Source organism: Collinsella sp. CLA-JM-H32B, assembly GCF_040098065.1.
Taxonomy (GTDB): domain Bacteria; phylum Actinomycetota; class Coriobacteriia; order Coriobacteriales; family Coriobacteriaceae; genus Collinsella.
On record NZ_JBBNNA010000019.1, the window covers coordinates 1 to 12,864 of the forward strand.

Annotated in this window: 11 protein-coding genes and 1 tRNA gene; 4 read left to right on the forward strand and 8 right to left on the reverse strand. The window is 60.6% G+C overall.

Annotation, left to right across the window (positions count from 1 at the left end; genetic code table 11):
• Positions 1 to 328: 328 nt before the first annotated feature.
• A complete protein-coding gene (gene tadA / locus AAA138_RS08990) occupies positions 329 to 2,110 on the reverse strand; it encodes a tRNA adenosine(34) deaminase TadA (protein ID WP_349090538.1) in 1,782 nt (593 codons plus the stop codon).
• Between the two features lie 51 nt (positions 2,111 to 2,161).
• Here tadA and AAA138_RS08995 point away from each other — a divergent pair.
• Positions 2,162 to 2,251, forward strand: a tRNA-Ser gene (locus AAA138_RS08995).
• A gap of 3 nt (positions 2,252 to 2,254) precedes the next feature.
• On the opposite strand, the gene AAA138_RS09000 is transcribed toward AAA138_RS08995, so the two are convergent.
• Positions 2,255 to 2,839, reverse strand: a complete 585-nt coding sequence (locus AAA138_RS09000) for a TetR/AcrR family transcriptional regulator (RefSeq protein WP_195645365.1) — start codon at positions 2,837 to 2,839, stop codon at positions 2,255 to 2,257.
• A 212-nt stretch (positions 2,840 to 3,051) separates the two neighbouring features.
• Between AAA138_RS09000 and AAA138_RS09005 the strand changes: the two genes are divergently transcribed.
• Positions 3,052 to 3,603: a LemA family protein gene (locus tag AAA138_RS09005; RefSeq protein ID WP_349090541.1), complete on the forward strand. Its 552-nt coding sequence runs from the start codon at positions 3,052 to 3,054 to the stop codon at positions 3,601 to 3,603.
• 565 nt (positions 3,604 to 4,168) lie between these two features.
• On the opposite strand, the gene AAA138_RS09010 is transcribed toward AAA138_RS09005, so the two are convergent.
• Both AAA138_RS09010 and AAA138_RS09015 read right to left on the reverse strand, forming a co-directional pair.
• On the reverse strand, positions 4,169 to 5,221 hold the full coding sequence (locus tag AAA138_RS09010; RefSeq protein WP_035138743.1) for a branched-chain amino acid aminotransferase: 1,053 nt from the start codon (positions 5,219 to 5,221) through the stop codon (positions 4,169 to 4,171).
• A gap of 290 nt (positions 5,222 to 5,511) precedes the next feature.
• Entirely contained in the window at positions 5,512 to 6,159 is a 648-nt protein-coding gene (locus AAA138_RS09015) for a VTT domain-containing protein (RefSeq protein WP_346978742.1), read from the reverse strand.
• Positions 6,160 to 6,383: 224 nt separating this feature from the next.
• Here AAA138_RS09015 and cysE point away from each other — a divergent pair, with 224 nt between their 5' ends.
• Positions 6,384 to 7,088, forward strand: a complete 705-nt coding sequence (gene cysE, locus AAA138_RS09020) for a serine O-acetyltransferase (protein WP_349090543.1) — start codon at positions 6,384 to 6,386, stop codon at positions 7,086 to 7,088.
• A 111-nt stretch (positions 7,089 to 7,199) separates the two neighbouring features.
• Here cysE and AAA138_RS09025 read toward each other — a convergent pair whose 3' ends face one another.
• The 4 genes from AAA138_RS09025 to AAA138_RS09040 all read right to left on the reverse strand — a co-directional run bounded on the left by AAA138_RS09025 (position 7,200) and on the right by AAA138_RS09040 (position 11,896).
• A complete protein-coding gene (locus AAA138_RS09025) occupies positions 7,200 to 9,200 on the reverse strand; it encodes an ABC transporter ATP-binding protein (RefSeq protein ID WP_349090544.1) in 2,001 nt (666 codons plus the stop codon).
• 1 nt (position 9,201) lies between these two features.
• Entirely contained in the window at positions 9,202 to 10,938 is a 1,737-nt protein-coding gene (locus AAA138_RS09030; RefSeq protein WP_349090546.1) for an ABC transporter ATP-binding protein, read from the reverse strand.
• Positions 10,926 to 11,426 (reverse strand): MarR family winged helix-turn-helix transcriptional regulator, encoded by a 501-nt coding sequence (locus AAA138_RS09035; RefSeq protein WP_349090548.1) that lies wholly within the window; start codon positions 11,424 to 11,426, stop codon positions 10,926 to 10,928. The genes AAA138_RS09030 and AAA138_RS09035 overlap by 13 nt, the downstream gene beginning before the upstream one ends.
• Before the next feature lie 179 nt (positions 11,427 to 11,605).
• Positions 11,606 to 11,896 carry a CDP-alcohol phosphatidyltransferase gene (locus AAA138_RS09040; protein ID WP_118260475.1) on the reverse strand — a complete coding sequence of 97 codons (291 nt, stop codon included), beginning with the start codon at positions 11,894 to 11,896 and terminating at the stop codon, positions 11,606 to 11,608.
• A gap of 292 nt (positions 11,897 to 12,188) precedes the next feature.
• On the opposite strand from AAA138_RS09040, the gene AAA138_RS09045 reads away from it, so the two are divergent.
• Positions 12,189 to 12,716 carry a nitroreductase gene (locus tag AAA138_RS09045; protein WP_349090550.1) on the forward strand — a complete coding sequence of 176 codons (528 nt, stop codon included), beginning with the start codon at positions 12,189 to 12,191 and terminating at the stop codon, positions 12,714 to 12,716.
• The last annotated feature ends 148 nt before the right edge of the window (positions 12,717 to 12,864 follow it).

Below are 12,864 nucleotides of genomic sequence, written 5' to 3' on the forward strand. Positions count from 1 at the left end.
CGGTCACCTGGAACATGGGAGACGGCGGTCGACGAAACTGGAGAGGAGGTATTACGAGCTCCTGTGCGAATTGAAGGGAGCGCTCCCGCAAACTGCCTATTGACAACTTATAGGAGCGTCGGTTTTATTTTCGCATATTCCGGGATGGTCGAGGGTGCTCGGCTAAACGTAGTAGATGGCCGCATTTCGTGGCAAGCGGTCCGGCTCGAGACCCAAGGCAGTCAGCCTCGGATAGCCATTCTCGAAGTTGCGGTGGAATACGGACTGAATTGGCACCTTAAAGGCAAAAACACTCCGTATTTCACCGCAAGTTATTGAGGGAATGGTTTTAGAGGCGGGCGAGGTCGTAGGCTTGGGCGGCGGCTTCACCGGCGCAGATGAGGTTGGTTGTGGCTTCCTGGGGGTCGAGCGCTTGGTCAAGAGGCATGGGCCTGCGGCAGACCGGCAGGACCAAGTCGATGCCCTGACCATACACCGCATCCAAATTATCCGCACGACCGCCCACGACGGCGACTACCGGCTTGCCATAGCGATTGGCACGGCGGGCCACGCCCACCGGCGCCTTGCCGGCAGCGGATTGCTCGTCCATGTTGCCCTCGCCTGTAATGACCAGGTCGACATCGCGCACGCGCTCGTCAAACCCAATCAGATCGAGCACCGTCTCCACGCCCGAACGCAACTCAGCACCGAGCGCCAGCAGCGCGGCGCCCAAGCCACCTGCCGCGCCCGCGCCAGGCACGCCGAGCACCGAGCCAAATGTCCGCACGCCCTCGGGCACGCGCAACAACCCCTGAGCCCGCACCCCGGTAATCGCCGCATCGAGCAGGCGGCCGTAGCCGACCATCCAGCTGTCGTACCTGCCCAGCGCTTCGACATCGTCTGTCGGCAGGCCCTTTTGCCCGCCAAACACTGCAAGTGCCCCACGACGCCCCACGAGCGGGTTCTCGACATCAGAGAGCACGACGATACGCGCGCTATTCAGCGCCCGAAGCGCCGGTGCCAAATCGATACTCGCCACCTGCTCAAGCCCCGCGAGACCAGGGGCGACATCGCAGCCCTGATCATCGACCACACGCGCGCCCAGCGCCTGCAGCATGCCGGCGCCACCGTCGTTGGTGGCACTGCCGCCCAGACCAATATAGATAGTCTTTGCCCCAGCACGAACCGCTCGAAGCATGAGCTCGCCCACGCCATAGGTCGTAGCGGCCAACGCCGCCGGCTCTGTGCAAGGCGAATACCCAATACCCGCCGCCTCGGCCATCTCGATTACAGCCGACTCGTGCTCGCCGTCCACCAGCATCCGGGCAGACACACAGTCGCCCAGAGGGCCTGCGACTTCACATGCCACGACCTCACCGCCGCACGCGGCAACGGCATCGAGCGTTCCCTCGCCACCATCCGCCAGCGGCAGCGCGCTTACCTGGGCATCGGGCCACACGCGGCGCACACCTTCGGCAACGGCCTCCTCCGCCTGCGCGCTCGAAACGCTGCCCTTAAAGGAATCAATCGCCAGCAGCACACGGCGGGGCCGGCGGCACGCGGCACCAAAATCGACCGCCTCAACGGCAGTATCTTCGACACACGCGAGCGCCTCGGCATGAGCGGCATGTGCCTCAAGATCGGCCCCACAACCGCGGCCAGCACCATCGGCGCCACGCAGCCCACTAAAATAACCACTTAGCACCGCGCGGCACTCTTCTGCCAGCACGCCGGCGGTCACATTAAACCGATGGTTCAGGCGCGAATCGGCATTGAGGTCGTATAGCGACCCCAGAGCGCCCGCTTTAGCATCGGCCGCGCCGTACACGCAGCGCCCCACGCGCGCGTTAACCATAAGCCCCGCGCACATGCAGCAGGGCTCAAGCGTCACGTAGACCGTACAATCGGAAAGGCGCCAACGACCGAGCGACTGCGCGGCGGCGCATAGGGCCGCAAACTCTGCATGTGCCGAAGGGTCCTGGTCGAGCTCGCGGCGATTATGCGCCCGCGCGACGATCTCACCCGCGCGCACCACTACGGCACCGATCGGTACCTCGCCCACCGCAGCGGCTGCGCGCGCCTCCGTCAGCGCCTCGCACATGAACTTCTCATCGATTCCGGTGCTCGTCATCGTTCGCCTCCCCTGTTGCAAATCCAAAACGATGCTATCATTACGACTCACGGAGAGATGGCAGAGCGGTTGAATGCGGCGGTCTTGAAAACCGTTGAGCGCGAGAGCGTTCCGGGGGTTCGAATCCCCCTCTCTCCGCCACTTCTAGTGACCCACCGGCGTCATGGTCCGCTCGAACAGCGCATCAACCACGTCGGCGATTTCGGATCGGCGCTCTAGCACGTGGCCCGATTCCCACCACATGGTAAAGAGCCGAATAATGCCGCCGGCGACAAACTCAGACGTTGTCTCGAGCGATACGGGCGCGAGCGCGTCCTCGTCAAGCGCACTCATCACGCGCCCGCGTATGGAGCGCGCGATGCGGTCGCAAATCATGCTGGTCAGCATACCCGACATGCTGCTCGCCAAAATGTTATCCATGAGCTGCTCATGCGCCAGAATCAGGTCCATGGCATCGGCGAACACTTCGTGGCGAAGCGCGCGCACGTCCTCGGCGCCCTCCGCGCCATCCGCATCGGCCCGCTTTTGCGGCAGGCCCGACATGAGTTCATCGATATAGAAGGCAAAGTAATCGTTTTTGTCGCGGAAGTGCTTGTAGAACGTCGTCCGACGAATCATAGCGCGGTCGCACAGCATGGCAACCGTCACGTCCTCAAACCGATGCTCTTCGAGCAGCTCAGTAAAGGCCTCGAACAAGGCCCGATAGGTTTTCTTGATACGAAGGTCCATATATATCGCCCTCCTCAAGGAGAAGACAACGCTCACTAATCTGTCGCATATCTTACACCTGTATCGCCCGCCCCCTGGCGAATGGCCTTACCTTGGTGGAAACATAACGCTTACCGGAAAGTTCGGTATCGCCAAAGGTTGCGGGTATACTAGTAGCGTTACACCAACGGCAGCCGGCGGAAGACGCCGCGGCCATTCGAAACGGAGACACCATGATTCCCGTCATCATCGGTATCGTTGTTGTCATTGTGATTGTCTGCGCCATCGCCGGCATCTACAACAACATGGTCACCAAGCGCAATCGCATTGATAACGCCTGGCAGAACATCGACACGCAGCTGCAGCGCCGCAACGACCTGATCCCTAACCTAGTCGAGACCGTCAAGGGCTACGCCAAACACGAGCAGGACACGCTTGCAGCCGTGGTCAACGCGCGCAACGCCGCCGTGAGCGCCACCACACCCGAAGCCAAGATGGAAGCTGACAACGTGCTGACCGGCGCCCTGCGCCAGCTCTTCGCCGTGGCCGAGGCTTACCCCGATCTTAAGGCGAACACCAACTTTACGCAGCTCCAAGCCACGCTCGAAGACACCGAGAACAAGGTGAGCTACGCACGCCAGAGCTACAACGACTGCGTGCTTAGCTACAACAACGCCATCCAGACCTTCCCGGCCGTCATCTTTGCCGGCATCTTCCAATTTAAGGAGCGCCAGGGCTTCGAGGCCGCCGAAGCCGCCCGCCAGGCACCGACCGTCAAGTTCTAACAGATCCGCAGCGTATCCTTAATCGGGTATATGCATAAACCGCCCCGTCAAATGCATATTTCGACGGGGCGGTTTCCTTTGTCGCGAAGGTCCCCCTCAAGGCGCCGTGCATTTTTGGGAGTATTCAGCATAACCAGGAGCTTCGGACGCCACGATAAATGCCAAAGACCGCGAATATCCCCGCAAATCAAACGCTGTCAGCCCATAACCCCGCCCATCATTCGTAGAAAACATCGAGAAATCCCGATTTTTTCGCCCGAGGTCAGTATGCAGGGGCCTTCGATTGCAGAATACTCGCAAAAATGCACGTCGCCACCACCCCCCCCACATGGCGCGAACCAAAACAAAAGCGCGGTCAATAGGCCGCGCACCATCTTTAATTCAGATCTATATTGCCCGTAACGGCAGCGCCGAGGTAACGCAGGCCCGAGGGCGACCTTCCTTTCCGGCGCATTCCGCAGGACGCAAGAAGCCCTCGCCGCACGTAGTACGCAGCGGGGGTTCTTTCATGTCCGAGGACGCGCCGGAAAGGAAGGTCGCCCTCGGGCCGGACAGCTAAGACAGTTTACGCGACGGTGTAAACCCAGTTGTGCTTATCCTCAACAGCACCAGATTGGATGCCCGTCAGGGTCTCGCGGAGCTTCTTCATCACAGGACCGATCTCGGTGTAGCCAGCCGGGAAGGTCACAGTCTCGTCGGCACCGTAGACCTTGTTGTCGATCTCGCCGACCGGGGAGATAACGGCAGCGGTGCCGCACAGACCGCACTCAACAAAGGTGCCGGCCTTGACCTCGGCCCACTCGACAGGACGCTGGTCGACGGTCATGCCCAGGTCCTGAGCAACCTGAACGAGCGAACGGCGGGTGATGGAGGGCAGGATGGAGTCGGTGTGCGACTGCGGGACGACAAGCGTGCCGTCCTCCTTCACGAACAGGACGTTGGCGCCACCGGTCTCCTCGACATAGGTGCGGGACTCGGAGTCGAGATACAGGTTCTCGGCATAGCCCTCGCGATGAGCCTCCATCGTGGGCTTAAGGGACATGGCGTAGTTGAGGCCGGCCTTGATGTTGCCGGTGCCGTGCGGTGCGGCGCGGTCGTACTCGGAAACGCGCAGCTTGACAGGCTTGAGGCCGCCCTTAAAGTACGGACCGACCGGGGTCACGAGAATACGGAACGTGTACTCAGGAGCGGGAGCCACGCCGATCACGTCACCGGAGCCGATCATAAACGGACGCACATACAGGGTTGCGCCAGAGCCGAAGGGCGGAACCCAGGCGGCGTTGGCAGAGACGACCTGCTTGACGGCCTCGACAAACTTGTCCTTGGGGAACGGGGGCATCTCGAGGCGCTGCGCGGAGTTATACATACGCTCGGCGTTCATGTCGGGACGGAAGCAGACGATGCTGCCGTCCTCGGCGGTGTAGGCCTTCAGGCCCTCAAAGACCTCCTGGCAGTAATGGAAGATGCCACCGCACTCGGAGACATGCAGGGTGTGGTCGGTGGTCAGGCCGCCCTCGTCCCACTCGCCATCCTTCCAATGGGCCTCGTAGCTGTAATCGGTCTTCATGTAGCCAAAGCCGAGGCTACCCCAATCGATATCCTTCTTCTCGACAGTCATATGTCGCTCCTTACATACACGGTTGCATACTCGCGAACCCGCACGCAAGGACCGAAGCCGGCCGCGTCGCAACGTCGCATACCCGGAAGCGTAGAGCCGGGCAGGACACGCGGGCAGCATCGAAGCCGATGGCACGTCGATTCGCATGCAGGTGATTGTACTCCCCGCACGCCTTGGATAAAACGTTTTTCTTTAACTAAGTAAAGTATTTTCATTTGCCTTCAACACAAAAGGCCCGCCATCGAATCCGATGACGGGCCTTGGAATTAACGTCCGAAAACAAACTCGGACTAGGCGTTCTTTTTACCGAGCTTAGCCTTAACCAGGCCGACCACGGTCGGGATGATCGACACGGCGACGATGCCGATAATCAGCAGCTCAAAATGCTCCTGCACAAACGGAATGCCACCAAAGAAGTAACCCAGCAGCGTAAAGACCGTTGACCAGGTAATTCCACCCAGCACGTTAAAGATGACAAAGTTGCGCCAGTGCATGCCGCCCATGCCGGCGATAAAAGGCACAAAGGTGCGGATGAACGGGAAGAAGCGACCGAGGAAGATGGCCAGATGGCCCCACTTATCCAGGAAATCCTCGGACTTTTTGATGCGCTCGGGCGTCATGGCCTTTACCTTGCCCGAGGCGATGATCTTGCGGCCAAAGAAGTGGCCGATCATAAAGTTGCACTGATCGCCCAGGATGGCTGCGGCCCATGCGGTGGCCAGAAGCGCCACGATGTTAAAGCCGCCGTTGTGGGCAAAGAAGCCCGAGGCAAACAGCAGCGAGTCGCCGGGAAGGAACGGGAAGAACACCACGCCCGTCTCGATAAAGATGATTAGGAACACGCAGCCGTAGGCCATAAGCGGGCCGGCGGCGATCCAGCTGGCGATCGCGGTGCGCGGGTCCTTAAGCAGCTCGGCGATAAAATTGATGAAACCCATGAAGTAAAACCTCTCAGTTGTGGGCGCGGACACGTCCAAGTTGACCAGTATACGGTTGCGGCGCGAGCACGGGCCAAACCCCTCAAAAGTCTTACTTCATTACCAGCAAGTTTGCATAACTGACACTTGTCGCCCAAAGCGAAGCAAGATCGCCCTTCCTAATCCCTAGCGAATCGCTATACTTTAGTGAATCGCATTGCCATGGCGCTAAGGGAGGGCGGCCAGTGAGCTTTATCAATACCATTCGCGAGGACATCAAGACCGTCCAGGCGCAGGACCCCGCCGCGCAAAACGGTCTGGTCATCTTCCTTTCCTATCCTGGTCTGCACGCCAAGTGGAACCACGTGCCCGAGCACTGGCTCTGGAAACACGGCCATCGCTCACTCGCCCGTGTGCTCTCGCAAATCACCCGCCATATCACCGGCGTCGAGATTCATCCCGCCGCGCAGCTCGGCAAGCACTTCTTTATCGACCACGCCATGGGCGTCGTCATCGGCGAGACTGCCATCGTGGGCGACAACTGCGTGCTCTACCAGGGCGTCACGCTCGGCGGCACCGGCAACGAGACCGGCAAACGCCACCCCACCCTGGGCAACAATGTCACGGTGGGCACGGGCGCAAAGGTGCTTGGCAACATCCACATTGGCAACAACGTCAAGATCGGCGGCAACTCGGTCGTCGTTAAGGACGTCCCCGACAACTGCACCGTCGTGGGCGTGCCCGGGCGCATCATCAAGCGCAACGGCTGCCGCGTGTTCGAGGAGAGCTTCGACGCCAAGCAGCATCGCGAGTACATGCCCGACGATGCCGCCGAGCAGAGCGCCCTCAACCGTCAGGGCATCACCGAAAACGCCCGTCGCGTCAAGGAACTCGAGCAAGAGGTGGCCGAGCTCAAAGCCCTCGTCGCCAAACTTGTGGACGAACGCTAGGGCCGCGGGCAACCGCCACAGCATGAACGCCAACACAAACGGCGCGCCAGGGAATCCGCCCCCGGCGCGCCTTCTTTTCGATGTGACATGCGGGACTGCCCCTTTGCCACCTTATGCGAACTGGCTTAGATAGAGGTCGGCATAAGCGCCCTCGGCAGCCAGCAGCTCCTTGTGCGTGCCCTGCTCGATAATGTTGCCGTGATCCATGACCAGAATCAGGTCGGCATCCACGATCGTCGACAGACGGTGCGCGATCACAAAGCTCGTGCGCCCGCGCATAAGCGCGTCCATGGCGCGGCCGATGGCGAGCTCGGTGCGCGTGTCCACACTCGACGTCGCCTCGTCCAGGATGAGGATCGCCGGGTTGTTGAGCAGCACGCGCGCGATGGTCAGCAGCTGACGTTGGCCCTGGCTGATGCTCTCGGCATCGTTAGCCACACGCGTGTCGTAGCCCTGCGGCATAGTGCGCACAAAGAAGTCGACCTGAGCGGCACGCGCGGCCGCGACAATCTCCTCGCGCGTCGCCTCGGGACAGCCATAGGCGATGTTCTCGGCAATGGTGCCATCGAACAGCCAGGCGTCCTGCAACACCATGCCAAACTGCTGGCGCAGCTCGCCACGATCCATGCGGCTCGTGTCCACGCCGTCGAGGGTAATGCGACCACCGTCGATCTCGTAGAAGCGCATGAGCAGATTGATGAGCGTGGTCTTGCCCGCGCCCGTGGTTCCCACCACCGCGATCTTTTGGCCCGGCTCGGCGGCAAACGACACGTCGCGCATGAGCGGCTTGTCGGGCGCATAGCCAAAACGCACGTGTTCAAAGGCAACACGGCCCTCCACCTTGCCCGGCAGCTTGGCGGCGGCCGCCGGCAACGGATCGGCTTCCATCTCGGGCTCGTCGAGCAGGTCGAACACGCGCTCGGCGCTCGCCAGCGCGCTCTGCAGCGAGTTAAAGGTAAACGACAGCTGCGTCATGGGCTCGGATGCCTCGTAGATAAACTGGAAGAACGCCTGGAACACGCCGACGGTCATATGCCCGGCAACCAACATACTGCAGCCCACAAGCGCAATCACGATTTGCGCCAAGCGGCCGATAAAGCGCACTGCGGGACCGACGGCGTTAATCATAAAGTCGGCCTTGGTGCTCACGCGCGCCAGCTCCTTCGAAGCCTCGTGCACCTCGGCAGAGCTCTGGCGCTCGCGGTTAAACGCACGGATTACCAGACGGCCCGAGTAGCCTTCCTCGACCGCGCTCGTAATCTTGGACACCCACTCCTGGCGCTCGCCCGTCACATCGTGCGTGCGGCGCGAAACGACCTTCGTCACCAGCAGCGAAAGCGCCGTAAAGAACAAAAATACAAGCGTGAGCGGCACACTAAACACGAACATCACGCTCACGGCGCCCACCACGGTACCGATTGACACCAGAAGCTGCAGCAAGCCGCGCTGCATGCTCTCGGACATCTTGTCCAAGTCGTTGGTCGCACGGCTGACGACCTCGCCGGGACGATGCGCGTCAAAGTAGGCAAGCGGCAGACGGTTGAGCTTTTGTGCGATGCGGTTGCGTAGGCGCAGGTTGAGGCGCTCGGCAACGCTCGACATCAAAAAGCTCTGGAGTGCGTAGAACGAGGCGGCGGCGGTCCAGATCATAAAGTAGATGAAGATGGTCCTGCCGCAATTCTCCCAGGTAATGCTGAAGGTAGTGTTGTTGGCAAACGCCAGCTTCATGTGCCCCCACAGCTCATCGATCACGCGGGCGCTGTAAGCCGGCGCCGCGGTGTTAAAGATGACATAGAACACGATGCTCGCGAACACGATATAGAAGCGCCAATGGTCGCCGGCGGCTTCGCTCCACAGGCGGCGCACCGTCGCCCAGGTGTCGCGGGGCGTCTCGTCCTCGTCCTCGTCGTCAACGTCGCGCATGCGCTCCGCCTCGGCGCGGGCGCGCTCGTCCTCGGCGCGCTCGTTTTCCTCGTAGAGTGCCTGGCGGCGAGCCTCGCGCTCCGCCGCCTTGGCGGCTTCGTCCAGGTCGGGCGCGACACCCGTCTCCTCGACTGCCTCTGCAACCGAGGCATCATCGGCGATGCCCTGCTTCTTGAGCCCCTCGGTCATGCTACTCACCTCCCTTCATCTGCGATTCCGCGATAGCGCGGTACACCTCGCAGGTTTCCATGAGCTCGTCGTGCGTGCCTAGGCCCACGATCTCGCCGTCTTTGAGCACCACGATCTGATCGGCATGCAAAATAGTCGAGATACGTTGCGCGATGATGAGCACCGCGGCATCGCGCGTCTCGTCCTGCAGCGCATGGCGCAGGGCGGCATCGGTCTTAAAGTCCAGGGCCGAAAAACTGTCATCGAAGATATATAGATCGGCATGCTTCATGAGTGCGCGGGCGATCGCCAGGCGCTGGCGCTGACCGCCCGAGAAGTTCGTGCCGCCCTGGGATACCGGAGTATCGAGCCCCTGGGGCTGATCGAGCACAAAGGTGCTCTGGGCAACCTCCAGCGCATGGAGCATGTCAGCCTCGGTCGCGCCCTCGTTGCCAAAGCGCAGGTTGCTCGCCACCGTACCCGAGAACAGCCACGCCTTCTGCGGCACGTAAGCGATATGCCCGCGAATCTCACCTTGCGAAAGGTCGCGCAGATCGATGCCATTCAGGCGAATGGCGCCCTTCGTGGCATCGTGGAAACGCAACAAGAGCTTGGCCACCGTTGACTTGCCCGAGCCCGTTGAGCCTACAATCGCCGTGGTCTGGCCACGGCGACAGGCAAAGCTCAGGTCGCACAGGGTGTCCTCGTCGGCATCGTCAAAACGGAACGACATATGGTCGAACACGGCAACCGCGTCGGCACCATCTGCGGACTCAGGCGCCCCGTCGCCCAGCGTTGCCTTGCCGTCCACGATGCTCGGCTCGATTTCGAGCACCTGTTGCGCGCGGTTGAGGCACGCCGCGGCGCGCGGAAGCGTCAGAATCACCATCTGCGCCATCATCACAAAGAACAGGATCAAGATCGCGTACTCCAGCACGGCCGAGATGCTGCCGATTTGCATGGCGTGGACGCCCACGCGGTTGCCGCCCACCCACAGCACCGCCACCTCGGCGATGTTCATCAAAAAGAAGCTGGAGCTGTCGAGACCCACAAACAGGTGGTTGACCTTGATGGCGTTGGCCGCGTAATCGCTAAACACCTCGTCCAGGCGCCGCTCCTCGTGGCGCTCCTTGTTAAATGCGCGGATGACGCGCACGCCCACGATGTTCTCGCGCAGCACCACGTTCATGCGGTCGATAAAGCTCTGCAGGCGCATAAAGATCGGCGCGGCGTTAGCCACCGTAAAGACCGCCGCCACCAGCACGATCGCAACCACCACGCCCAGCAGCGTGCCCATGGCGGGATCGATGAACCAGGCAAAGATGATGCCTGCCACGGCCAAGAACGGCACCGGCAGCACCAACTGAATCGTCTGAAGGACAGCTTGCTGAATCACGTTGATGTCGTTGAGCGAGCGTGTGATCATCGAACCCGTGCCAAAGCGCTCAAAGTCGCTGGCGGACAGCTCGAGCGACTTGTCGTACACGGCATTGCGGATATCGCAGGCCACGTTGGCGGCCAGGCGCGCCGAAAGATAGCAGCCCAGCACCGTGCCGCCGCTGGCCATGCCGGTCGCGATAAGCATGTACAGGCCGTTGCGTAAAATATAGTCGACATCGCCCGTGGTAATACCGGTGTTGACCATATTCGCCAGCATCGTGGGAACCAACAGCGTACCGACGTTATCTATCAGCACCGCAAACAGCGTCACCGCAATCAGACCGCGGTACGGCCTCATAAACCTCATTAAGAGTCGCATGTGTCCCCCTCGCCCTTATCGTCAGCCTCGTTCTCGGCGACCACTTGCCGTTTAAATGCCTCGCACTCTTCGTTCAGAACGTGGGAGAACTTACCGACCAAGCGCATGATCTCGCGCTGTTCCCACGGCTCGAGCGCCTCGAATGCCTGTTGCTCGGCTTTTTGCGCCGGCAACGCGTAGCGCTTGGCAAACTGCACGCCTTCTTCGGTCAGTCGCACAACCTTGTTCTTACGACTGCCCTCGGCAAACTCCAACGTCGCAAGCCCTCGCGCCCTAAGCGTCTTAATCGCCGAATTGATGGTCTGTTTGCTGTAGAACCATTCACTCGTCAGCCGACTCACGGCAACGCTTCCGCCCGCTGCACTCGTGTCGACGAGCATCCAGTAGGCGCAGTCCGAAAGACCGCAAGTGCGCGCGAACTCCGAATAGATACGATCAAGCCCGTTGAGCATCCGGTCGAAATCGACCGGGCTAACTGTACTATTCATCTCTCCCGCCATTCGATAGTCCGAGTTTTGACCAATTCATATCTCTACATTAGTCCGAGTTTTGACTATCGTCAATAAGCTCGTTGTCTATGGTCGGCTCTACATAAGCATATCGACAAAAAAGACCGCCGGCGCGGGGGCGGCGCCGGCGGTTGCGAGAGAATATCGAGTGTTGGCTGTTAAGCAGCGACGGCCTCGTAGACCGTGGCGCCCGAGAAGCTGTCGTGCAGGCTCTTGCCGCAGATCCACGGCAGTTCGACGACCTCGCAGACCGTGTTGACCAGCTCGGAGCAGTCAGTAAAGTGGCCCTTATCGTTGAGGGCCTCGCAATCCTGGACACGCCAATAGCCATCGGTGTGCGTGATGTAGTACTCGTGATCGTTAATCGACACGAAAGCGCGCGTCTTGGAACGCAGCAGCTTCAGAAATCCTTCGAAGTCGGTCTCGACGACATCTCCAGCCTGGAACATGATGTTACCTCCTGGCCCGGCGCCACCATGGCGCGTTGATAAACGTTGGTGCTCCTTTAGTAAAACCTTTATCAGAGCTTATGCGCGCATCATTTAGGCAAGTGGTAAAAAAACCGCAGGGTAGACGGGATAAAACGTTTAACCATCCCACCGGTTTATCACATTCTGGCTGAAGTTTTATGCAAACCAACTTTTCCACTTGGTAGTTTGCATTGTTTGGGGCCGACTGCGCGATTACGGTTTTGGTTCGGCGGGTAAGAACGAGGCATCGAAACCAACGTCAGGAGGACCCATGGAGACCATCGAAGCACTCATCCACCGCCGCAGCTGCCGCAAATACAGCGATCGCCCTGTCGAGGCCGAGAAGCTCGCACGCATTATCGAAGCCGGCCAGTACGCGCCGAGCGGCATGGGACGCCAGCCGGTCACGTTCGTCGCCGTTACCGACCCCGCAACCGTCGAGCGCCTCTCGCAGCTCAACGCCCAAGTTATGGGCAGCGAGGGAGATCCCTTCTACGGCGCCAAGACCGTTGTGGTGGTGCTCGTCGACCGCAGCGTGCCCACGTACCTGGAAGACGGCTCGCTCGCCATGGGCAACCTGCTCAACGCAGCCTATGCGCTGGGCGTCGATTCGTGTTGGATCCACCGCGCGCACGAGGTCTTTGACTCACCCGAGGGACTGAAACTGCTGGCCAAGTGGGGTCTGCCCGCCGACGGAAGCCTGCGCGGTGTGGGCAACTGCATTCTGGGCTACGCCGAGGACGTACTCCCCGAGGCAAAGCCGCGCCGCGACAACGTGGTGTATGTTCCGCCGTTCTAACGAACGGCGGACCCGTTGACGCTGCGCGGGCCGCATTCACGCCAATCTGACGTTCAATTTCGAGGGCGCGACCAAAAGGTCAGCGCCCTCTCATTTCACGTCACCTTGGCGCAAATGCGGCCCGCTCGCTGTTGGTGCCTGACATCGA